General features: G+C 50.2%; 26 protein-coding genes. 13 read left to right on the top strand and 13 right to left on the bottom strand.

The window, feature by feature from the left end; all coding sequences use genetic code 11:
* Position 1 precedes the first annotated feature (1 nt).
* Positions 2-535 carry an RNA pyrophosphohydrolase gene (gene rppH, locus G535_RS0107690; protein WP_026861532.1) on the bottom strand — a complete coding sequence of 178 codons (534 nt, stop codon included), beginning with the start codon at positions 533-535 and terminating at the stop codon, positions 2-4.
* Between the two features lie 89 nt (positions 536-624).
* Here rppH and mutH point away from each other — a divergent pair, with 89 nt between their 5' ends.
* From mutH to G535_RS13210, 8 genes are all read left to right on the top strand, one after another.
* Positions 625-1293 (top strand): DNA mismatch repair endonuclease MutH, encoded by a 669-nt coding sequence (gene mutH, locus G535_RS0107685; RefSeq protein ID WP_034727892.1) that lies wholly within the window; start codon positions 625-627, stop codon positions 1291-1293.
* Positions 1280-1966, top strand: a complete 687-nt coding sequence (locus tag G535_RS0107680) for a DUF2982 domain-containing protein (protein ID WP_026861530.1) — start codon at positions 1280-1282, stop codon at positions 1964-1966. The genes mutH and G535_RS0107680 overlap by 14 nt, the downstream gene beginning before the upstream one ends.
* Before the next feature lie 75 nt (positions 1967-2041).
* Positions 2042-2470, top strand: coding sequence for an ATP-dependent zinc protease family protein (locus G535_RS0107675; protein ID WP_026861529.1), 429 nt, complete (start codon positions 2042-2044; stop codon positions 2468-2470).
* 12 nt (positions 2471-2482) lie between these two features.
* On the top strand, positions 2483-3388 hold the full coding sequence (gene rimK / locus G535_RS0107670; RefSeq protein ID WP_026861528.1) for a 30S ribosomal protein S6--L-glutamate ligase: 906 nt from the start codon (positions 2483-2485) through the stop codon (positions 3386-3388).
* A 2-nt stretch (positions 3389-3390) separates the two neighbouring features.
* Entirely contained in the window at positions 3391-4416 is a 1026-nt protein-coding gene (locus G535_RS0107665) for a succinylglutamate desuccinylase/aspartoacylase family protein (RefSeq protein WP_026861527.1), read from the top strand.
* A 6-nt stretch (positions 4417-4422) separates the two neighbouring features.
* Positions 4423-5451: a class I SAM-dependent methyltransferase gene (locus tag G535_RS0107660; RefSeq protein ID WP_026861526.1), complete on the top strand. Its 1029-nt coding sequence runs from the start codon at positions 4423-4425 to the stop codon at positions 5449-5451.
* Between the two features lie 41 nt (positions 5452-5492).
* Complete coding sequence (locus G535_RS13215; protein WP_169513605.1) at positions 5493-7061, top strand: ATP-binding protein; 1569 nt, start codon at positions 5493-5495, stop codon at positions 7059-7061.
* Between the two features lie 117 nt (positions 7062-7178).
* On the top strand, positions 7179-7934 hold the full coding sequence (locus G535_RS13210; RefSeq protein ID WP_051207051.1) for a response regulator: 756 nt from the start codon (positions 7179-7181) through the stop codon (positions 7932-7934).
* On the opposite strand, the gene G535_RS0107645 is transcribed toward G535_RS13210, so the two are convergent.
* Entirely contained in the window at positions 7920-8252 is a 333-nt protein-coding gene (locus G535_RS0107645; RefSeq protein ID WP_026861525.1) for an Hpt domain-containing protein, read from the bottom strand. The two genes, G535_RS13210 and G535_RS0107645, sit on opposite strands and share 15 nt — an antisense overlap.
* A gap of 152 nt (positions 8253-8404) precedes the next feature.
* Between G535_RS0107645 and folE2 the strand changes: the two genes are divergently transcribed.
* The 5 genes from folE2 to G535_RS0107620 all read left to right on the top strand — a co-directional run bounded on the left by folE2 (position 8405) and on the right by G535_RS0107620 (position 13808).
* Positions 8405-9343 (top strand): GTP cyclohydrolase FolE2, encoded by a 939-nt coding sequence (folE2, locus tag G535_RS0107640; RefSeq protein WP_034727889.1) that lies wholly within the window; start codon positions 8405-8407, stop codon positions 9341-9343.
* Positions 9344-9421: 78 nt separating this feature from the next.
* Complete coding sequence (locus G535_RS0107635) at positions 9422-10435, top strand: adenosine kinase (protein ID WP_026861523.1); 1014 nt, start codon at positions 9422-9424, stop codon at positions 10433-10435.
* A gap of 57 nt (positions 10436-10492) precedes the next feature.
* A complete protein-coding gene (gene ahcY, locus G535_RS0107630; RefSeq protein WP_026861522.1) occupies positions 10493-11857 on the top strand; it encodes an adenosylhomocysteinase in 1365 nt (454 codons plus the stop codon).
* A gap of 23 nt (positions 11858-11880) precedes the next feature.
* On the top strand, positions 11881-12462 hold the full coding sequence (locus tag G535_RS0107625) for a GNAT family N-acetyltransferase (protein ID WP_026861521.1): 582 nt from the start codon (positions 11881-11883) through the stop codon (positions 12460-12462).
* Positions 12463-12476: 14 nt separating this feature from the next.
* Positions 12477-13808: an NAD(P)/FAD-dependent oxidoreductase gene (locus G535_RS0107620; protein ID WP_026861520.1), complete on the top strand. Its 1332-nt coding sequence runs from the start codon at positions 12477-12479 to the stop codon at positions 13806-13808.
* Here the strand turns inward: G535_RS0107620 and G535_RS0107615 are convergent.
* The 11 genes from G535_RS0107615 to mdh form a co-directional block, all read right to left on the bottom strand.
* On the bottom strand, positions 13803-14954 hold the full coding sequence (locus G535_RS0107615) for an ABC transporter permease (RefSeq protein ID WP_241970453.1): 1152 nt from the start codon (positions 14952-14954) through the stop codon (positions 13803-13805). The genes G535_RS0107620 and G535_RS0107615 overlap by 6 nt on opposite strands.
* The gene (locus tag G535_RS0107610) at positions 14951-15685 is read right to left on the bottom strand and encodes an ABC transporter ATP-binding protein (protein ID WP_026861518.1); all 735 of its coding nucleotides are present in this window, start codon (positions 15683-15685) and stop codon (positions 14951-14953) included. Before G535_RS0107610 ends, G535_RS0107615 begins: the two co-directional genes overlap by 4 nt.
* 10 nt (positions 15686-15695) lie before the next feature.
* Positions 15696-17159 (bottom strand): alpha/beta hydrolase, encoded by a 1464-nt coding sequence (locus G535_RS0107605; RefSeq protein WP_026861517.1) that lies wholly within the window; start codon positions 17157-17159, stop codon positions 15696-15698.
* Between the two features lie 99 nt (positions 17160-17258).
* Positions 17259-17669, bottom strand: coding sequence for a DUF3718 domain-containing protein (locus G535_RS13205; RefSeq protein ID WP_051207050.1), 411 nt, complete (start codon positions 17667-17669; stop codon positions 17259-17261).
* Positions 17670-17773: 104 nt separating this feature from the next.
* Positions 17774-18274 (bottom strand): type 3 dihydrofolate reductase, encoded by a 501-nt coding sequence (gene folA, locus G535_RS0107595; protein ID WP_026861516.1) that lies wholly within the window; start codon positions 18272-18274, stop codon positions 17774-17776.
* A gap of 20 nt (positions 18275-18294) precedes the next feature.
* Positions 18295-19455, bottom strand: a complete 1161-nt coding sequence (cgtA, locus tag G535_RS0107590) for an Obg family GTPase CgtA (RefSeq protein ID WP_026861515.1) — start codon at positions 19453-19455, stop codon at positions 18295-18297.
* 77 nt (positions 19456-19532) lie between these two features.
* Positions 19533-19790: a 50S ribosomal protein L27 gene (gene rpmA, locus G535_RS0107585; protein WP_026861514.1), complete on the bottom strand. Its 258-nt coding sequence runs from the start codon at positions 19788-19790 to the stop codon at positions 19533-19535.
* 17 nt (positions 19791-19807) lie between these two features.
* Positions 19808-20119, bottom strand: a complete 312-nt coding sequence (rplU, locus tag G535_RS0107580; protein ID WP_026861513.1) for a 50S ribosomal protein L21 — start codon at positions 20117-20119, stop codon at positions 19808-19810.
* A gap of 256 nt (positions 20120-20375) precedes the next feature.
* Positions 20376-21347, bottom strand: coding sequence for an octaprenyl diphosphate synthase (ispB, locus tag G535_RS0107575; protein WP_026861512.1), 972 nt, complete (start codon positions 21345-21347; stop codon positions 20376-20378).
* Positions 21348-21360: 13 nt separating this feature from the next.
* Positions 21361-21942, bottom strand: a complete 582-nt coding sequence (rrtA, locus tag G535_RS0107570) for a rhombosortase (protein WP_084616825.1) — start codon at positions 21940-21942, stop codon at positions 21361-21363.
* Between the two features lie 81 nt (positions 21943-22023).
* A complete protein-coding gene (mdh, locus tag G535_RS0107565) occupies positions 22024-22956 on the bottom strand; it encodes a malate dehydrogenase (protein ID WP_026861510.1) in 933 nt (310 codons plus the stop codon).
* Between the last annotated feature and the right edge of the window lie 52 nt (positions 22957-23008).

The raw sequence follows: 23008 nt of genomic DNA, 5'->3' as shown, positions 1-23008 counted from the left end.
TTTAGCGTTTCCGTCTGGGTCCGCGCTGTCTCCGTCCGCCCTGCCGCAGTTGCGGCTGCTGTTGTGGCATCACAATTGGCGCAAACTCTTTCATGACACGTCGATACACATCTTTTTTAAACGACACGACCTGTCGTACCGGATACCAATAACTGACCCAACGCCAGTCATCAAACTCCGGGTGGGACGAGCAAAGCACATTTACATCTTGTTCTTTGCAGGTTAAGCGCAACAAAAACCACTTCTGTTTCTGACCAATACAAGTGGGACGTTGTTCACGTCGAACGAGACGTTTCGGTAAGCGATAGCGGAACCAGTTGCGACTGGTGTAGACGATTTCTACTTGTTCGGGTTTTAACCCTACTTCTTCCCACAATTCACGGTACATGGCTTGTTCCGGTGTTTCACCGTCATCAATGCCACCTTGTGGAAATTGCCAGCTATGTTGCCCAAAACGACGCGCCCAAAACACTTGTCCCTGTTCATTACAGATAATGATTCCAACATTTGCGCGGAATCCTTCTGCGTCTATCACGCGGGCATCCTCTAAAATTCGACTTCTGCATCTGATTTTTCCATAATCGAGCCCTGAAAGAAAGTGCCAAAGGACGATTAAGGATTTCCATGACTGACTTGCGAACCTTGTTTTATGCCGCCAGCGATCTCGCTGGACGTAGTTTCGCCGACATTGCGCAACAACATGGCCTTCACGTTCCGGCTGATCTACGACGGCACAAAGGCTGGGTTGGCCAGCTTCTCGAAACCGCGTTAGGAGCTACCGCCGGGTCGCAAGCGCTACAAGACTTTCCTGAACTCGGCGTTGAGCTTAAAACCATTCCGCTTGATGCACGCGGCAAACCGCTAGAAACCACTTTTGTCTGTACCACGCCACTCATCGATATCGCAGGGTTAACGTGGGAAAACAGTAGTGTACGGAATAAGTTACAGTGTGTGTTGTGGGTGCCCATCGATGGTCGCCGCGACGTTCCGCTCGCGGAACGCACGGTCGGCACGGCTTTTTTATGGCAACCCAACAACGACGAAGAACGCTTGCTGCGCAACGACTGGCAAGAGCACATGGATAAAATCGCCTTGGGTGAAGTCGAACAGATCACCGCCCATCAAGGTGAAGTCATGCAACTACGCCCTAAAGCTGCCAACAGCCGAGTGTTGACCGAGGCCATCGGTCCAAACGGCGAACGTATTGAAACCTTACCGCGTGGGTTTTATCTTAAAACATCGTTCACTTGGCACATCATTCAACGGACCTTTGCGTGTTATGACAGTCCCTGAACAACAGGTTCAACCGCATGCGCGTCGCGACGCTCTTACCTTTTGCGTCATGGGCGTGGTGTGCTTCGCCATTACCATCATGTTGCAATTAAGCGGTTGGAGCCTGCCGACCGCAGCGTACGCGCTGTTGTATATTGTCAGCGCGGCACTTTTTTTGCTCGGCGTGGCGAAAATCGTAGAGCCCACGGTCAGTCTGTCGATAACCCCTGAAACCATTTGCTACCATCACTTGCGCGGGCATTGGTGCATTGCTTGGGACACCATTATCCGCTTTGATGTGCCACGCACTCACCGCGGACAACAACTCGAAGCCCTCCCTTACTTAGGCTTTCGCTTACGAGACTTTGAGCCAGTACTGGCCTCTATTTCCCCGCGCTTAATGGTGCACCTGATTTCTGAACAACGGCACCTGCTCGCCGCAGCTCTTCGGCGCGAGACCATCGATAACAACGATTACAGCGCCTACTTTGCTATCCCAGAGTCTTATCAAGCTCCCAGTGGTACTGTCTATTATGGCTTACAAGCCCTGTTTGCTGTACGCAGTCAGCAACTGCGGAAATTACTGGGTTATGACCTCTATGTGCCGATCAACGCCCTTGACCGTCCGGTCGATGAATTTTGTCTTTGGTTGCAGCAACTTCAAGCACACCGGAACGCGCATCGTGAGCCATAACGCTTGCTGTTTCGCCTGTGCGGCTATATTCTTGCAACTAGTTAGATAAGTCTCAAAATTGGAGCACATTTGCCCATGCAAACACTGGGTTGGCGTGAATGGGGAGCTCTCCCCGAACTCGGCATTAAAGCCATCAAAATGAAGGTAGATACAGGCGCACGCACCTCCTGTCTGCACGCCTTCAAACTCGAACCGTTTCAGAAAGACAATGAAGACTGGCTGCGAATCTGGGTGCATCCCGAACAAGATTCCGATCGTGAGCATTGCTGTGAAGCCCAAATTCATGACCAGCGTGAAGTCACCGACTCAGGCGGTCATACAGAACTACGCTATGTGATCAAAAGTCTGCTCGTTGTTGGCGATTTTTCAGCGCCCGTTGAGCTTACGCTCACCAACCGCGACAGCATGAAATTCCGTATGCTACTTGGCCGACAAGCCATGCGCGGAGCTTTTCTTGTAGATCCCGACGCCTCGTATCTACTTGGCGAACCAGCACAATTTTAAAAGGAGTCACTCTTGAGAATTGCAATCTTATCGCGTAATCCGAAGTTGTACTCCACCCGCCGTTTGGTCGAGGCTGGCGAAGCACGCGGCCACACGGTAGACGTACTTGATCCGCTGCGCTGTTACATGAATATCAACGCACGCGAATCATCGATCCACCGCAAAGGTCAGGTGTTACCGCAGTACGACGCCATCATTCCGCGTATCGGCGCCTCCGTAACCTTTTTCGGTACCGCGGTATTACGTCAATTTGAAATGATTGGCACCTACCCAGTGAATGAGTCAGTCGCCATTTCGCGTAGCCGTGACAAATTACGGTCGCTGCAACTGTTGAGCCGGAAAGGCATTGGCTTGCCAACGACAGGCTTTGCCAGCCAGCCACAAGACATTCCCGACCTCATCGAGATGGTCGGCGGCGCTCCGTTGGTGATCAAGCTGCTCGAAGGAACGCAGGGCATCGGTGTGGTCTTGGCCGAAACACGGCAAGCGGCAGAAAGTGTGATCGAAGCCTTTATGGGCTTAAAATCACACATCATGGTGCAAGAATACATTAAAGAAGCAGGTGGCGCTGATATCCGCTGCTTCGTGCTTGGTGATCGCGTGGTGGCAGCAATGAAACGTCAAGCCAAGCCCGGTGAATTCCGCTCGAATTTGCATCGCGGCGGTTCAGCAAGCTTGGTAAAATTGACGCCAGCCGAACGTGCTACCGCCGTCAAGGCCGCCAAAACTATGGGCTTAAATGTGGCCGGGGTCGATATTCTGCGTTCTAACCATGGTCCCTTGGTGATGGAGGTCAACTCGTCGCCGGGTCTAGAAGGTATTGAAGCGGCGACGGAAAAAGACGTTGCATCGCAGATCATCTCCTTTATCGAGAAAAATGCGAAAGCACATCGCACCCGTACCAAAGGCAAAGGTTAAGCATGAAGCCACGTGCAGCGTTTAAACTTGCCGGTCAAAAAATTGCCGCAGGCTCGCGTCACAGTGTCAAAATTCCAGCGGCGCGACTCTACAATGATACTCCGATGGACTTGCACGCCGAAGTGTTTCATGGCGTGAAGCCTGGGCCTACGCTACTGGTATGCGCCGCGATTCATGGTGACGAGCTCAACGGCATTGAAATTTGCCGCCGCCTGATTTGCACCACCGACGCCCAAGAGCTTAGCGGGACGTTAATCGTCGTTCCTATCGTCAATGTGTTCGGCTTTATTCAGCAGTCGCGCTACCTCCCCGATCGACGTGATTTAAACCGTTGTTTTCCGGGCTCAGAGCGCGGTGCTCTGGGCAGTCGCTTAGCCTATTTGTTCAATGAATCATTGGTGCAAAACGTCACCCATATTGTTGATTTACATACCGGAGCAATTCATCGTAGCAACCTGCCACAAGTGCGTGTTGATACAGACAATGATGAAGCGCTCGAGATGGCTTGGGCGTTCAACAGTCCGGTCGTTTTGCACTCAAAAGAGCGTGACGGCTCACTGCGCGCGCTCGCTTCTGAGTTAGGTATTCCATTGATCCTCTACGAAGCAGGTGAGGCCTTACGGTTTGACTATCCGGCGATTAAGGCAGGTGTCAACGGCGTGCAAAACGTTATGAAGCACTTAAAAATGCTAAAAGGTCGCCGCACGCGGAAAAAAGTCACCCCAGTTTTGGCTCGCCGTAGTGCTTGGATCCGTAATGAATATGACGGCTTAGTGGTACCTCAAGTACAACTCGGGCAAACCATCCAAAAGGGGCAAATCATCGCGCTCACCGTCAACCCACATGGTGACGAACAGCACTCGCTGCGAAGTCCATACCATGGCATCGTGATTGGCATTAGTAATATTCCTGTAGCGAACGAAGGTGAAGCGCTGTTTAACATTGCGCAATTCGATGACGAGGTTTTTGACGAAGCCTCTTCAAGTGTCGATGTCTTCGCTGAAGCGTACAACGGTAAACCGATTTAATTCACTATGAAAAAATTACTCAGTGCTCCTTCGCAATTAATCGTGCGCCAAGCGCAACATCTTACCGGGCAAGCCATACTTGCGGTCAACCCGCCTGATGCGGCATGGCGCGATGCAGTTCCTGTCGCTGGCAGCTGGCACTTACATGCCGGCTGGGCGAAACCTTGGTTGCAGGCGCAGCAGTCAGCGCACCATTTTGGTGCAACACCACCCCAAGGCAGCTTTGATAGTGCACTGCTTTGGTTGCCGAAAGAAAAGAAGCTCACGGACTACTTACTGGCCGCGCTCGCGAGCGTGCTGCCGAAAGATGCGCCAGTGTGGCTGGTCGGTGAAAATCGCAGCGGCATCAAGAGTATTCACAAACAGATCAGTGCGCCCTACGGGGGGGTGACGAAAGTCGCTAATGGTCATCATTCCACTTTGCTAGCAACCCAACTCCTGACTCCGACCACCGCGTTTCAAAGCAGCGCTTATCGTGTCGATAGCGAACTCTCACAACCTGGGTTAACACCACTAAAACTCGCCAGTTATCCAGGCGTGTTTGCCTTTCCGGCAATTGACGCGGGGAGCCAGATGCTGCTGGAGCACCTACCGGTGTTTACCCAAGGAGCGGTGCTCGATTTTGCCTGTGGCCATGGTGTATTAGGCGCTTGGTTGCAACGCCAAAGCCCTGACCTTGACGTCAGCTATTTAGATGTTAGTGCGATGGCGTTAGCGGCATGCCGTGACACCTTGAACGAAAATGGTCTCACGGGAACCCTGATCGCCGAAGATGCCCTCGTCAACACGTTGCCCAAATACGATATTATCGTCAGCCACCCGCCGTTTCACACCGGTCAAGCCACTGACTACAGCATTGGTCAACAGTTTTTACGTGATGCCAAAACGCACCTCAATCGCAATGGTGAACTCTGGCTCGTCGCCAACCGTTTTTTACCATGGCCAGAACTCATCGAAGCGAGCTTTGGTCATTGTCATCGCATCGCTCAGGACAATAAGTTCGCGGTGTATCACGCCAAGCGTCGAGGCAACTAATGATCCGCGTTAGCTCATTTCGACAGGGAATTACCTGGTTGATGCTGAGTTCCAGCGTCGCCTTTGCCGTGGTCATCGCCCTGCTGTTGAGCCTACTGCATTTAAATCATGTCGATAAAATGAACGAAAGCCACGCGCAGGCAATTAGTCAGGTGATTAGCAATGCCACCAGTCGCTTCTTACTGTTTGATGATGCTGAAGGGCTTACCAACAGCCTGCAGTACTTTCGCGGCATTCCTGAATTACAGCACATTCATGTTTACCAACGCAGTGATATCTCCGCAGAGCAACAACTGCGCTACTTTGCTAGCTTTAATCGGGAAGGGCTGGCGCCGATTCCGGTGCGGATTGAACTGATCACTAGTTTTTCGGGTGCTCGCTCGCAAGCCAACTACGTTGAAGTCGCGCGCCCAGTGATGATTGATAATGAACAACTCGGCTACATCTATTTGCGTACGTCGCGCGAGCATAGCACGCAAGCCGTTTGGCTAACCGCCCTCGCCTCCAGTGCTTTGGTGGTGCTGACCGGTGTCTGCGTCTGGCTACTCAGCCTGCGGGCGCGCTCGAAGCTGATGCTACCGCTGGATACCACGGTGGATATTATCCAACGCATCAGTCGCAATCGTGACTACTCCATTCGCTTACCTGAGTCACGGTTATTAGAATTGCAACAACTGGCAATTTCGTTCAACACCATGCTCGCCCGTGTTGAACAACACCTTGAGCGCCAACACCAAGCCGAGCGCAACGCCAACGAATTGAATGCCGAACTTGAACGGCAAGTCCAACAACGCACCACGGCGCTGCGCGAAGCCAACGCTGAACTTATCGAGACGCTCGAGAAACTGCATCAATTCCAGCGCCAAATGATTGAAAACGAAAAAATGCAATCACTTGGGGATTTGATTGCCGGCGTTGCACACGAAATTAATACGCCAGTCGGCCTCGTCATCACCTCAACCTCAATCTTGCAAGACAAGCTTGAGCTGATGCAGCAAAAATTCCAAGAAAACACTATTTCGCGTAAAGACTTTGAACGCTTTATGGAAGCCAGCGAAGACAACTTAAGTCTCATTCGCCGCAACATCGAACGTACTGCAGATTTGATTAATCAGTTCCGTCAGTTAGCCATGGATCAATTCGCCGAGGAAACCCGCGAAGTGAACATGCGCACTTTCTGTCAGGCACTGTTGCGCTCTGCCAGCAAGCGATACCCCGCACTGAGTGACATCGACGTGCACATCGACTGCCCGCCAGAACTCCAAATCACCACGCGCATTGGCCCGCTCCGCCATATTTTTAAGCAACTGTTGGAAAACAGCATGTTGCATGGCTTCGCCGAGCGTGAGCACGGGCGGATCGATTTACACGTCGAGCGACTCAATGGCAAGCAAATCCAGATCCGCTACCGTGACGATGGCGCAGGCATTCCTGAGTCACTTAAACGCCGCATTTTTGACCCATTTGTTACCAGTCGTCGCCGTCAAGGCTCGACCGGACTAGGGCTCCATTTAGTTTATAATTTGGTCACGCGTGCGTTGGGCGGCACCATTGAAGTCGATTCCACGCCAGGTCAGTTTACAGAATTCTCTATGACAATAGAGGCTTAACGTAAAAAGCGTGTACAGAACTTGCAGGAAATATACGCACTAATTAAAATCTCATGCTACACTTCTGAGTGTAATGCCATATTTCAACATATGTTACAGACGAACGGATCAACCACTATGAGCGCTAGATTATTAATCGTAGAAGACGAAGTCGTCACCCGAAACACGTTGACGCGCCTTTTCCAAGAAGAAGGCTATGACGTCTACGATGCTGCGGACGGTATGCAGATGCAACGCATCATGGCGCGTCAGCAAGTCGACTTGGTGATCATGGATGTCAATTTACCAGGTAAAAGCGGCATTGAGCTGGCAGAAAACTTTCGTGAAAACGAAAATATCGGCTTAGTCTTTTTAACTGGTAGAGATGCGGAAGAAGACCGCTTACTCGCCTTGGAACTCGGCGCTGACGACTACATCATTAAACCCTATAACCCGAAAGAGTTACTGATTCGGGTACGTAACTTGTATCGTCGTATTGAAGCTATTAAGAGCCAACAGAAAACTGTGGGCCATGATAGCTTAGTGTATGAATTCAATAACTGGCGTCTGGAAAGTGACAGCCGTTGCCTCTTTTCACCAGAAGGTAAGATGTTCCGTCTACCGAAAAGTGAATACCGCGCGATGGAGTTGTTCCTAACCAACCCTGGTAAGATTCTTGACCGTGAAACCTTAGTCAAGAAAATGCTAGATCGCGAGTTGCGTCCTAATGATCGTACGGTAGACGTCGCAATTCGTCGTATTCGTCGTCATTTTGAAGCGGACAAAAACTCACCGAACCTGATTACCACTATTCACGGTGAAGGGTATCGCTTTGTTGGTGAAGTCTCGATTCGCCACCTTGAGCAACCTTCGTTAAACTCACCGACTGCGTAACCAGTTTTCGATGGCTTGTTGGTGCAGTGGCAGCTCAGCTGCCAACTGCACGACTTCTTTCTCGGCTTCAGGCCACGTCCAAACTTCTTTTTCGCAATATTCCATGCGCGCACTTAGCGTTTGCATACCTACCGAGCGCAGTGCTCCTTTCAAACGATGTGCTTGTTGGCGAAACGCCTGTTCATCGCGCGCCGTGACACATCCATTGAGTTCCTTAAGATAAGTGCCCACCGTGTCATTAAAGACCTTCATCATGTCTTCCACGCCGCTGGTTCCGAGCAGCTCCGTATACTGGCTAAGTAACGCTTCATTAATCATTGGATTGTCCTTGTTCGATTGCCACTATCGGAAAACTTTACGCCAAAAATGAACCGGATATGGCAAACTACCGTAAACCGGTTAAATCTTGTATACTAACGCCCCTTTTTTGGGTTCATTTGTAATTTTGCAATGTTTGGAGCCGTATTCGCATGCCAACAGCTACACCGACAATGATGCCAGATATCGCCAATCAAACCCAAGCACAAACTGAAGGTGCGCTTGATTGGGTCGGCATGAGTAACATTGAGATGCCACTTGTCGTTGGTGCCGCCAACGAACCTGAGCGCCCTGTAAGCGCTTTAGTGGACGCTTTTGTTAACTTAAAAGACCCGAAGGCGAAAGGTATTCATATGTCGCGACTGTATCTTCTGCTGGAAGATCTGTCGAACAATGACGTCTTATCGCATCAGTCGCTCGGTAAACTCCTCCATGACTTTATTGATAGTCATGATGGTCTTGCCGACCAGGCCTATGTGAAATTTAGCTTTGACTATCATTTACGTCGTAAAGCCCTGATCAGTAAAAAACCAGGCTGGAAAGCTTATCCGGTCACTGTTGTCGGTCGTTACGATGATGGGCAACTCTATTTGCAACTTGGGGTTGAAGTACCTTATTCGTCAACCTGCCCATGCTCAGCAGCACTGGCGCGCCAGTTAATTCAAGACGCTTTTGCCGACCAGTTCGGTACGGACGCTGATGTTGACGCTGAACTCGTGCATCGTTGGTTGGGAACAACCCAAGGTATCGTAGCAACGCCACACAGCCAACGCTCCGTTGCTGAAGTTAAAGTGGTTATGGGTGAGCAAATCTCTGAGCTGCCGATCATCGCGTTAATTGATGCCATCGAGCATGCGTTACAAACCCCTGTTCAAGCAGCTGTAAAACGCGAAGACGAACAAGAGTTTGCGCGCTTAAACGGTCAGAACCTGATGTTCTGTGAAGACGCAGCACGTCGCTTGCAACACGCCTTGAACCAACAGAGCGCGTTTTCCGACTTCTGGATTCGCGTGAACCATTATGAGTCCTTGCATGCTCATGATGCGGTAAGTATTACTACCAAAGGGATCCCTAACGGCTTCAAAGCCTAATTTATCGACCTTCAAATCCGGCTGCTGTATACTTGGCGGCCGGATTTTTTTATTACAAAACTTTTTCCCGAGTATCACATGAATTCAATTGATATTGTCGGCATTGGCAATGCGCTGGTCGACCAAGAGTTTGAAGTCACTGACCAGTTTTTACAGCAGCATCAAATCGAAAAAGGAATGATGACGCTGATTGAAGATGATGAGCAAGAACGTCTCATCGCAGAACTCGCCAAACGTGGTGAACTGAAAAAGCAATCTGGTGGTGGGTCAGCAGCAAACTCGTTGGTAGGCTTTAGCCAGTTCGGCGGTAAAGCGTTTTATTGCTGTAAAGTGGCCGATGATCAAGCAGGTGAGTTCTACTGCGCGGATATGGAACGGGTCGGTATTACGACCAACACAGGGAACCAAAAACACGAAGGTAAAACCGGTCGTTGTTTAGTGATGGTCACCCCAGATGCCGAACGTACCATGCGGACCTACCTTGGCATTACTGCCGACCTAAGCACCGCAGAGCTTGATGAAGACGCTATTGCGCGCGCTGAATATTTGTATATTGAAGGTTACTTGGTAACTTCACCTATCGCTCGTCAGGCGATTGCGCGCGCTAAAGAAGTGGCGCGTGCGAATGGCACCAAGATTGCCATGACCTGCTCGGACCCAGCCATGGTGAAATACTTCGGCGACGGTATCGAGGAGATCTTAAGTGGTGGCGTCGATGTGATGTTCTGCAACCAAGAAGAAGCCAGCATTTTGACCGGCACCGACGATGTGCAAGCTGCCATGCAGCAGTTACAAACACATGCCAAAATGGTTGCTATCACGCTTGGCAAAGATGGCGCCCTGATCGGCGATGGAGAACGTCAGGTCACAGTTCCGGGCATTCCTGTGAAAGCTATCGATACCAATGGTGCTGGTGATATGTTTGCCGGTGCCATGATGTATGGTTTAGTCAAGCGCTACCCGCTTGCTGCATGTGGCTTACTCGCCAGTCATGCAGCTGCGGCAGTGGTTGCCAGTTTTGGCCCACGCTTAACGCTTGACCAACAAGAGCAATTACTGATCAAGTTGCAACACGAACCTGAATTCAATTAATGTTAACTGCGCTGCGCACCTCAGTCCTGCGCTGCATATGAACATAAGAGGTCATTTATGAACGATTACAAAGTAGCAGATATCTCGCTTGCCGACTGGGGTCGCAAAGAAATTGCGATTGCCGAATCTGAAATGCCAGCATTGATGAGTATTCGTCGTAAATATGCGCAGCAGCAACCTCTAAAAGGTGCGCGCATCATTGGTTGTATTCATATGACCATTCAAACCGCAGTATTGATCGAAACCTTGATCGAATTGGGTGCCGAAGTGCGTTGGTCATCGTGTAATATTTTCTCTACCCAAGACCATGCAGCAGCGGCAATGGCTGCAGCGGGTGTGCCGGTATTTGCTTGGAAAGGCGAAACTGAAGAAGAGTATGAGTGGTGTCTTGAGCAAACCTGTCACAAAGACGGCGCGCTTTGGGATGCAAATATGATTTTGGATGATGGTGGCGATTTAACCCTGTTGATCCATGAAAAATATCCAAGCATGCTGGACCACATTCATGGTATTACCGAAGAGACCACTACTGGCGTCCATCGTTTGTTAGAAATGTTGAAGCACGGCACCTTAAAAGTACCAGCGATCAACGTCAACGACGCGGTCACCAAATCGAAAAACGACAACAAATACGGCTGCCGTCACTCACTGAACGACGCAATCAAGCGTGCGACCGACCATTTGCTCTCGGGTAAAAAAGCCCTAGTGATCGGTTACGGTGACGTAGGTAAAGGTTCGGCTGCAAGTCTGCGCCAAGAAGGCATGATTGTTCGCGTTTCAGAAATCGATCCAATCTGTGCCATGCAAGCCTGTATGGACGGTTACGAAGTCGTTTCTCCATACCGTGGCGGGGTAAATACGGGGACGGCTGACGCCATCAATACCGAACTCTTACAAAACACAGATTTACTTGTCACCACCACCGGTAACGTCAATGTCTGTGACCAGCACATGTTGAGCGCATTGAAAGCGACTGCAGTGGTCTGTAATATCGGCCACTTCGACAATGAAATTGACACCGCCTTTATGCGTAAAAACTGGCGTTGGGATGAAGTCAAACCGCAAGTTCATAAAATTTACCGTAGCGATGATGTTACCGATTATCTCTTGCTGCTTTCAGAGGGACGTTTGGTGAACTTAGGTAATGCGACCGGCCACCCTAGTCGTATCATGGATGGTTCGTTTGCCAACCAAGTCTTGGCCCAGATTCATTTGTTTGAAGAAAAGTTCGCAGCGTTACCTGCAGCAGAAAAAGCCGCTAAGTTACGTGTAGAAGTACTTCCGAAGCAACTTGACGAAGAAGTCGCGCGCTACATGGTACAAGGCTTTGGTGGTGTCATTACGCAATTGACGTCACAGCAAGCCGACTACATTCATGTGAATGTCGACGGTCCATTTAAAACGGACGACTATCGCTACTAATTCAGCAATCCAAAGGTGTCTTTATGACGCAAAAACAACCCGTAGTTACGTACCGCCAACTGACAGCAGCTGATTATGCTGCTGTCATCGAACTTGGCAACATTGTTCACGGTGATAACTACCTGACCGAAGAAAACCTTCCAGATTATGTCGAGCGCGGCCTCAAAGACGGCGTCAATTTAAGTTGGCTAGCTTTTGTCGATGGTGAGCTGGCCGGTATCCGCCTCACTTTTGCCCCAGGCCAATGGGATATCGACGACTACTGCACGCCCGAGCAATGGCCAGTACCCGCTGATAAAATGTGTTACTTCAAATGCTCGGCGGTCTCCGAAATTAGCCGTGGCCTAGGTATTGGCCGAGGCCTACTCGAGCGCTCCATTGAAACCGCGAAAGCCCTCGGCTGCAAAGCAGGACTTGCGCATATTTGGATGCAAAGTCCAAATAATAGTGCATACTCATACTTTACACGGTGCGGCGGGGAGATGGTGCAACAACACCCTGACCGTTGGTATGAGCTCTCCGTTCATGGAGGCTACCATTGCCCGGTCTGTGATGGTATTTGTCACTGTACTGCCGGCGAAATGGTACTTAACTTTGATAACTAACCGATAAATCGCTTATGTATGATCCGCTTGTCCATGACTTCCCAAGCTCGCAACAGCCGCACGCACGAAGTTATTGGCAAGCGCATACGGCTACAAACTTTCCCAACGCAGCTACTGCCTTACCCGAACGTACCGACATTGTCGTCATTGGTGCCGGTTACACAGGCTTAAACGCCGCGCTAGAACTCGCCAAACACTATCAACAGAACGTTGTCTTAGTTGACGCCAACCAACTTGGCTGGGGCTGCTCCACGCGTAACGCTGGCTTTGCTATGCCTGGGACTGGGCGATTATCACTCGCCGACTGGCAAAAGCGCTGTGGCGCAGCGACGGCACAAGCGATATATAACGAGTATCAAGCAGCCTTCGCGCGCTTAGAAGCACATCTACAGGCTTGCCCGCAACAACTTGAGGTGCAACGCGGAGGCTATCTTAAAGTTGCCCATCGCTTACAAGCGGTTCCTGCACTCCAACGGAGTCTCGAGCAACTGCAACAGTTTGAACCGGATGCGCGCTGGCTTGACAGCAGCCAAACCCAGCAGCGGGTCAATACCCCCCAAGCTTACGGTGCCATTCATTATCCGAATAGCTTTGGCCTTAACCCTTTGCTGCTCACTGCAAGCCTCGCTAGACAATGCCAACAGGCTGGAGTGACACTGGTAGAAGGGGCGGCGGTGATGCATTGGGAGCGCCACGAGCAGCGCCATCGCTTACATACCAGTAAAGGCAAAATTACCGCGGCAAAGGTTGTGGTTGCGACCAACGGTTATACCTCCAACCAGCTGCATCCAAGCTTACAAGGGCGGACCCTGCCGGTGCTCTCCAGCGTTATCGTGACGCGCCCATTAACCAGTGATGAGCGCCGCTCGATCGGCCTGCAAGGGAATGAGTTAGTTATGGACACGCGTGTCTTAAAATACTATTACCGATTGCTGCCAGACGGGCGCTTGTTGTTTGGCGGACGTGGCGCAATACGAGGGAAAGATGCGCAACATCCACGCTATGCGCGACATCTCCTAGAGGCGTTAGCAGGTACCTTCCCAAGCTTACAAGCCTTGGCAAAAACCCCGGTAGACTATTATTGGAGTGGCTGGATAAGCGTCGCCCTTGATAACTACCCGCGTATCTACAGTCCCGCAGACAGCATCTATACCAGTATGGGCTATTGTGGCTCGGGCGTGACCTTTAGTCAGCTGGCAGGTCAGCGCCTTGCGCAACTGACGATGGGTGAAAAGCTTCCTGAATTACCTTTTTATCAGTCGCCGTTAGCGAAGTTCCCCTTGCCGAGCCTGCGTCGACTCGGCCAATGGGGATTCTATCAACTCGCACGATGGCGTCGGTTATAAACCGAACACCACCTTTTCACTGCTCAACATGCGGCTGATCAAGCGCAGTAAACCTACTGCTACACCTACCGTTAACAGCGCACTCAGCGCTAACGCATCGTACTGCAGCGCCTCACCCTTAATGATGTCTAACAACGCTTGGTGCTGTCCGGTGAGCGGCAAATAATACAAGATCTGACTTTTCACACGCGCGAACTCGACACCAAAAATGATCAGCATCGGCACCATCAACAACAACGAAATATAAGTTTGTGCTTCTTTAAAGCTCTTCGCCCGGAATGAGACAAACAATTGCAATGCAGTGGCCAGCAAGGCAAGCGGCACCAAGAGCGCAATGATCATCAGAATCATCGGCCAGGCGAGACTCACACTCACGCCGATTTCATGTAACGGCAGCAAGGTAAAAATCACTGGGATCAAAATCGCGCTCAATACGCCACCAAACATGGCAAATGCAGATGCAGCGAGCGCCTTGCCCCACACCAACTGGTCTGTGGTGAGCGGTTGTGACAACAGCAATTCGAGCGAGTTGCGTTCGCGTTCACCGGCGCTGATATCAATCGCGACGTTCATGCCCGAGAAGAACACTGACAGTAGGATAAAGATCAATACTCCGCCGAGCAGCATGGCCGCCTTTGAACCTTTGGTGGCTTTATCATGCTTTACCAAATCAACACCTTGGGTAATACGCGGGTCAATACCCCGCATCTGCAAACGAATGTACGTCAGCTGATTACTGTAATTCTCAATCACAGACTCGACCCGGCGAATATCCGTACGCTGCTTCTGTGACGAGAAGTCAGCGCTCAGAACCACACGCGCCGGCTGAGCCGTCGCAATATGTTCGTCCCAATCTTGATCGATCGTCAAGGTAATCGGTTGTTGACCCGATGGCCAAGGCTCAGTGCGCTCGACAATACCATGTTGCTCAAGGTGGGCAACCAGTGCTGGCGCATGCTCACCGCCTTCAATATCAATTTTGACATCACTGCTATCGGTTAATTGGCCAATTAACACATAAAAGGCTAACGCCATGAGTAGCGGGCCAAAAAACGCATAGGACATCGCTGCCATCACGGAACGTTTATCACGTAGAGCATCTTTCAGTTCTTTTCGAAAGACCAGTTTAATTGGCGATTTCATCATGCCGCGATGCCCTCATCAGTTCCGATAATCTTCACAAAAGCTTCTTCCAGAGCTGACTCTCCGGTCTGTTCACACAGCTCTGTCGGCGTCCCTTGTGCCGCAACTTTTCCAGCAGCGACAACCACCACTTGGTCACACAATGCTGCGACCTCTTGCATGACGTGACTAGAGAACAAGATACTGGTGCCACTATCACGTAGCTCGCGCAGCAAATCACGTAAAATACGCGTACTCATGACGTCTAAACCACGGCTTGGCTCATCGAGGATTAGATGCTTAGGGCGGTGCACAATCGCTTGCGCTAACGCAACTTTCATACGTTGACCTTGTGAGAAGCCCGTCGCCCGACGGTCAGCGATCGCCGTCATATCTAAGCGACGCATCACCTCTTCCACTGCCGCAGCTGCAGTGTCACCTTCCATACCGTGTAAGGCGGCAAAATACGCAACTTGCTCACGGGCGGTGAGGCGTTCATAGAGGCCAAACTTATCAGGAAAAATGCCAATTTTACGACGTACTTCTAACGGCTCTTTGTTGGCGTCAATACCATCAATTAGCGCTTCGCCACTGTCGGCTTTCAAGAGCCCGTAAATAGTACGCAGACAAGTGGTCTTGCCGGCACCGTTTGGGCCTAATAGACCGGTAATTTGTCCCTCCGGAGCACTAAACGTCAGGCTATCCAGAGCGGTCACGTCACCGAAGGTTTTTTGTAATGATTTTACTTCGATCATAGTGGCTCGCTTATAATCCTTTACCGTTACTGTTCAAAATGAACGGTTGTGCACGTTGGTTCTCAAGACAACTTGCGTCTAAAGCGTTTACATCTAACTCTTTAATAAACTGGGCGGCGAGTTTGTTCGCGCACGTATGACCAACAATGGTATGGGCTCCTTTCGGCGCGACCAAATGGCGACTATTACTCAGTGTTTCAGCTGCCATTTCGCCCCACGCAGGCGGTGTTACCGGGTCGAGTTCACCGGACAAAATCAGCGTTGGAATGTCGCTCTCGACAGGCTCAAACCAATCTGCTGGTCGCTCTGCTTGCGGCCATACTGAGCACATATCGACAAAAGCATCGCCTGTACGGCTACCAATAAAGTCATTCGCGCCATCTTCAGCTAACAACTCAGGTGTCGCTCGCGCCAAATCTTCACTACACAACACACTTAACGTAAGTCCCATATAGAGTTCAGACTGCGTCATGGTTGTACCTAATAAGCCCGTCAAAGGTGTGTAATCGCCTTCCGAGGTACGTTGAATCACAAAGGGAAGCATTTGCCGTGTGGTCGGATGGTAAAGCCCCACGCGCATGACGGAGCTGAAACGTCCGGCGGTAATCAATATGTCGGTCGGTTGGTTGGTCAGCGGATCGCGTACCGTTAACGGCACCGGTGATTCACTGAGGTTAGCCATCAAGCTTTGATAGGTTTCTGCGAGGTTAGGAAAAGCGTTACGACAGCCTTCCTCGGCAGCACAATCACTGAGCATTTGCTCAAAAGACGCCGCGCCATGTCGTCCAAAAGGACCTACCACAACTTGTACTGGAGCCATTGCATCGAGTACAGCCGAGCGCACTGCGTCGGGAGCTTCACGCATATAGACGAGGCCCGCTCGTGAACCGTAAGAACCGCCGTATAAGTTGACCTGTTCATAACCCAACGCCTCACGTACGGCCTCAAAGTCACGAATGGCGTTTACCGTGTGGTACTGCGTAAGGTCACGCCCAGCATGGGTCTCAAGGCATTGTTGGGAGAGTTCAGCTAAGTCAATTTCGTCATCAGTTTTGACCAACTCTTCAACGTAACTCATTTCACACGCCAGCGGGTCAGAGCGACCTGTGCCACGCTGATCAATCAAGACGATATCGCGTTGTTGACGAACGTCGCGGAACATACGATCGATCATTGCCGCCAGCTCTGTTGCCGCCTGGCCTGGTCCACCGGCAAGAATCACAAGAGGATCAGGCTTCTTGTTTTCACTCACCGCAGGAAGAATGACATAGTGAATCGCCAAGCTGCGCGCTTCTGGAGCATCATAATTCTCAGGAACACGCACTGAACCGCAGTTCAACTGTTCTGAAATTCCTTTCAGATAGCACTGTTCTTGGTTAAGGGTACCGACAGGTTCGGTGGTCGTTTCTTGCGCCCAAGCATTAAGGGACAGAATGCCCATTGCCAGAGCTAAAGGTGCCACAAACATTTTCATGCATTGTTATCCGATTGTAACTAATGCAATCAGTCTAAACGCTTGGGTAAGGATTAAAAAGAGGTGAACTGTAAATATTTATTGAGGACGGAGGCGCGACTAGTCTTTGCGATAGTCTTTAATGCGGTTGGCGAGAATAAGCCCTGTTTCTGTCATCAACAGCTCTTGTTCGCGTGCCCACTGGTAGTCTCCCATTTCTTGCAGCGCATCAATGGAGACACTGCGCGCAATAAAGCTTCCAACGTTGTGCGAGTTGTTACGCAGAGCAAATTGAATCAATGAGGCGTTATTACAACGAATGCTGGTATACATGTCGCGCATGCGGACACGAAGATCACGCAGTTTGCGCTGCAAGCGTGCGGTATCGTCATCACGCACGTAGGCACAAAACACTAAGGCAATCTCATTCGATTTAAATAATCGTTGCGAGGCACTGGTCGACGATGACATTAGCAGCATCATGACCAGCATTAGCGGTGTCGCTAGACCATAGGCTAAGCGTATACGCATCACTCAAGACCTTTCGTTAGAATAACGATGGCTATCTTACTGTGCAGGGATTAGCCTTACAACGGAATAAAATGTTAAGTGATTAGGCTGCGCTTTGTTATACGTTAAGCGCTACGATCATAAACAAGGGTGGTAAAATCGTGTGGATTTTTTGCATCACTTAGATGCTGGACGCGCTCCGTCAACTGCCAATCAGCAATCGCGAGATAGTCAGGGAACCAAGTGTCACCATCGACACTAAGGTCGATTTCGGTCAGGTAAAGACGATGTGCAAACGGCAAGAACTCACGGTAGACATGGCCACCACCAATCACCATCAGTTCATCACATTCACCTGCTGCGGCGACAGCTTGTTGCGGAGTACTCACCCAGACAACACCCAGCTCATCGGTAAAGGGCTGCTGATGGCGACGACTTAAGACAATGTTCAACCGTCCCGGTAACGGGCGACCAATAGATTCGTAAGTAGCCCGCCCCATGACCACTGGCTTGCCCAAGGTAACGCGTTTGAAATGTTGTAATTCAGCCGGGAGATGCCATGGCATAGCGCCGTCTTTGCCAATAACACGGTCTTTAGCCATCGCGGCCACCATTGCAATGCGCATAGCTGCTCCCTCGTTGTTCGTTATTTTTGGTAAATCACTTCGACGTCGTAATCGTCGTCATCGAAATCATCATCATCGTCATCATCATACTGATCAAGCTGCTCTTGATGATACGTATCCCATTTAAATTCTGTGGTGGTCGCAGTCTGCTCTTCATCCACTTCACTTGGCTTCGGACGTTGTTCCAAGTAAGTCATGATTTCCTTACACAGGGTATCCGTGCCTTGCTTACTAATGGCTGCAATTTGATACACAGGACCGTCCCAATCTAACGCTTCAAGCAAGGCTTGCAAGCGTTCTTCAGCTTCCTCTTCGGTAAGCAGGTCAACCTTATTTACGACTAACCAACGCGGCTTAGCGGCAAGCTCTGGACTGTACTGTTCAAGCTCACCAATGATGATTTGCGCTTGTTCTGCTGGATCACTGCCATCAAACGGAGCTAAATCAACAAGGTGCAACAACAAACCACAACGCTCAAGGTGTTTGAGGAATTGGATACCTAAACCCGCACCTTCTGCAGCACCTTCAATCAAACCTGGAATATCAGCAATAACGAAGCTTGCATGCGGCACCGGGCGCACGACACCAAGGTTAGGTACTAAGGTCGTAAACGGGTAGTCGGCAACCTTAGGTTTGGCCGCAGAAACGGAGCGAATAAAGGTTGATTTACCCGCATTTGGCATCCCCAATAAACCGACGTCAGCCAACAGCATGAGCTCAAGCTTGAGACTGCGGATTTCACCTGGGGTGCCCATGGTTTTTTGCCGTGGCGCACGGTTGGTACTACTTTTAAAGCGTGCGTTACCTAGGCCGTGGAAACCGCCTTTGGCTACCATGCGACGCATTCCATGACGGGTTAAATCGGCCAGCACTTCACCCGTTTCTTGATCGGTTGCACGGGTGCCGACAGGCACCTTCAAAATAATATCTTGACCACGTTTACCGGTACAGTTCTTGCCCATCCCATTTTGCCCACGCTGGGCGCGGTGGATATGTTCAAACTGAAAATCAATCAGGGTGTTCAGGTTTTCATCTGCTTCCAAGTAGACGTCACCACCATCACCACCGTCCCCGCCATCAGGACCACCTTTAGGGATGTATTTTTCTCGTCGGAAACTTACTACGCCGTTACCGCCGTCGCCAGCTTCTACACGAATGTCGGCTTCATCTACAAACTTCATCTTTACCTGCCTGCTTGAATTAAAAAAACCCCGTCACAAAGGACGGGGTTTCTTAGTCTTCGCTAACTCGACTGAACTTATTCAGTTACGATGCTAACGTATTTGCGGTTTTTAGGACCTTTTTCCGCAAAAGAAACTTTGCCGTCCGCTTTAGCGAACAAAGTGTGGTCACGACCGATACCTACGTTGTCACCCGCGTGGAATTTAGTACCACGTTGACGAACGATGATGCTACCAGCTAATACTGACTCACCACCGTAGCGCTTTACACCCAGACGTTTACTTTCTGAGTCACGACCGTTTTTGGTTGAACCACCAGCTTTTTTGTGTGCCATGTGTCGTTACTCCTTAATTAACCGTTAATACCAGTGATTTTCACTTCAGTGAACCACTGACGATGACCTTGATGTTTCATGTGGTGCTTACGACGACGGAACTTGATGATGTTCACTTTGTCAGCACGACCATGGTTGACCACTTCCGCTTTAACAGATCCACCAGAAACAAAAGGCGCGCCGATTTTCACGTCGTCACCGTTCGACAGCATTAATACTTGGTCGAACTCAACCACTTCACCGGTGGCTGCTTCCAGCTTTTCCAGGCGGACGATTTGGCCTTCAGTTACACGGTGTTGCTTACCGCCACTTTGGAATACTGCGTACATAGTTTTCTCCGATTTGCCCCAATGGGCACAATAGTTTTTAAATCAGGGCGCGAATTATAAACAAACTCCCCGCGGGAGTAAAGAACGAATTCGTTGGTTCGTTAATCGTTAATCGTTAATCGTTAATCGTTAATCGTTACGACAGCATTACCACATCAAAAACTACTACAAGTAAACGACGCAGTTAGTTTTTGTGTTTTTCTTGGCTTTTTCGAATAACGAATAACGATTAACGAAGAGCGCAGCGTTCGTTGAATCACGCGACGCGATCGACAGCGATATCCGCTAATGCCGCCAACGCATCTCGATACGGCGACGCTGGCAAGAACTCAAGCTGCGCCTTGGCAAGCTTGGCTTCTTTTAAGGCTAACGTACGGGTATAGGCTAACGCCCCAGTACGCTCCATGGCTGCAAGCACGGTAGGTAATTGCTCACGGCCGTCCCCCTGCTCGATCACTGCTCGAATCAGTGCGGTTTCTTCGCTATTGCCATGCCACATCGCATACAAGAGTGGTAAGGTAGGCTTACCTTCGGCCAGGTCGTCGCCTGCTTGCTTGCCCATCACTTCGCTGTCGGCAGTATAATCAAGCAAGTCATCAACCAGCTGAAACGCCGTGCCAAGGTGACGTCCATAAGCAGCTAATGCGTCTTCAACAGCTTGCGGTTGCTCAGCAAGCACCGCACCTAACTGCGTGGCAGCTTCAAATAGTTTGCCGGTTTTACCATAGATAACGTCAAAATAGCTCGCTTCAGTGGTGTCCGGATCGTTACAGTTCATCAACTGCAACACTTCCCCTTCAGCGATGATATTGGTCGCGTCAGAAAGAATTTTCATGACCTTCATCGAGTCTAAAGTCACCATCAGCTGGAAGGCTCGCGTATAAAGAAAGTCGCCCACCAAAACACTAGCTTCATTACCGAATACCGCATTGGCCGTCTCTTTGCCACGCCGTAACTCAGAAGCGTCGACCACATCATCGTGCAGCAAGGTTGCGGTATGGATGAACTCGACGATGGTTGCCAAGGTAAGGTGACCTTGTTCTTGATAGCCAACCGCGCGGGCCGCTGCCACTGCTAACAACGGACGCAGACGCTTTCCGCCACTATTGACGATATACAAACCCAACTGATTAATCAGCGCGACGTCAGACTGCAACTCACGCCCAATCAATTGGTTGACACCAGCCATATCGTTGGCCACTAACGCATTAATTTCTGATAACTTCATTCCGCTACACTGGCTATGATCTTAAGGTTAAGATTTTACAAAGAAATGCTAAGACAAGTCCAGTCGCAACGCCACCGCCGTGGGCAGCGAACGCGAGACCGCTTAGCTCTGGAAGAAAAACACTATCGTACACAACTTTGCCGACCACACCGGTAAGGATAAGCGCTCCAAGCCAGCGCTTATGCAGCACATCGGTCAACGCGCAAAATGCAAAAACACCATACAATGTGCCAGAAAAGCCTGCATAAAAGCGTACTTGTGGGTCAAAATAGATTTGCGCCAGACTACTACCGAGCATGATGAAGGGGAGTCCCAACCAAGGTCGCCAGCCCTTTTGATGGTCAATAAAAAGTGCCCAACATACGCCGAGTCCTAACACATTGAGTAGCAAGTGCGGCCAGTCATGATGCACCAATTGACTACTCCACAACTGCCACCAGTGTTCACCTTGGAGAAAAGCTTCGCGATCAAGGAGCAAGCTATCTCGCAGTTGCTCTGGCAAAAGCATTACCACCAGCAACAATAATGCCATGACAAGTGTTGGCAAGACGGCTTGGCGCTGCGTTGGAAAAGCTAAACCCAAAATGTTCATCATGCCTCGTTACCCGTGCAAATACTAAAACGCCGGGTGCTGAGTAACAGCAACCCGGCGTACACTAACGCTTCGCAAGCATGCTTATTTGACGAAATCCAAACCTGTTTGGATATCACCTTTTAAGCCATCTAGCATCGCTGCTTTCGCTTGCTCTTCAAATGCACTTAACGCGCCGTAAGAAAGAATTTCTTCAATACCGTTCTTACCTAAGCGTACTGGATGCGCAAAGAACAATGCATCTTGGCCATCGGTTTCAACGTAGGTGCATTCAACAACACTGTTGTCGCCTTGCAACGCTTTCACCAACGACAAACAGAAACGTGCCGCTGCTTGACCCATCGACAAGGTTGCAGAACCGCCGCCAGCTTTCGCTTCAACAACTTCAGTACCAGCGTTTTGAATGCGGTGCGTCAATTGTTCGATTTGCTCATCAGAGAAGCTCAAACCTGTTTGTGACAACAATGGTAAAATAGTGGTACCGCTGTGGCCGCCAATGACAGGAACCTTCACTTCGCTTGGGTTCTTACCGTGAACTTCAGCAACGAAGGTCTCAGCACGGATCACGTCAAGGGTGGTCACACCGAACAATTTGTTCTTGTTGTACACGCCTTTTTTCTCAAGCACGCGCTTGGCAATGGCAACAGTGGTGTTCACTGGGTTAGTGATAATACCAACACAAGCGTCTGGACAGTTGTCTGCAATGGCTTCAACCAAATTCGCGACGATGCCAGCATTAATGTTGAACAAGTCCGAACGGTCCATACCAGGCTTACGTGGCACACCAGCAGGGATCAATACGATATCAGCGCCCACTAATGCAGAAGCTAGGTCGTCTTTGCCGTAACCTTTTACGCTTACCGCTGTCGGGATGTGGCTAAGATCAACAGCAACGCCTGGAACGACTGGTGCAACATCATACAATGCCAAATCAGAACCAGCAGGTAATTGGGTTTTTAAAAGTAAAGATAGTGCTTGGCCGATACCGCCAGCTGCACCTAAAACTGCAACTTTCATCTCAGACTCCATCCATTTATGTGGGGAAATTTTGGTGCCGAAAGACTACTGC

This window comes from Pseudidiomarina sediminum DSM 21906 (genome assembly GCF_000423165.1).
Lineage (GTDB): Bacteria > Pseudomonadota > Gammaproteobacteria > Enterobacterales > Alteromonadaceae > Pseudidiomarina > Pseudidiomarina sediminum.
The sequence above is the reverse complement of the archived record's forward strand: the minus strand, read 5'-3'. Positions and strand labels throughout refer to the sequence as shown.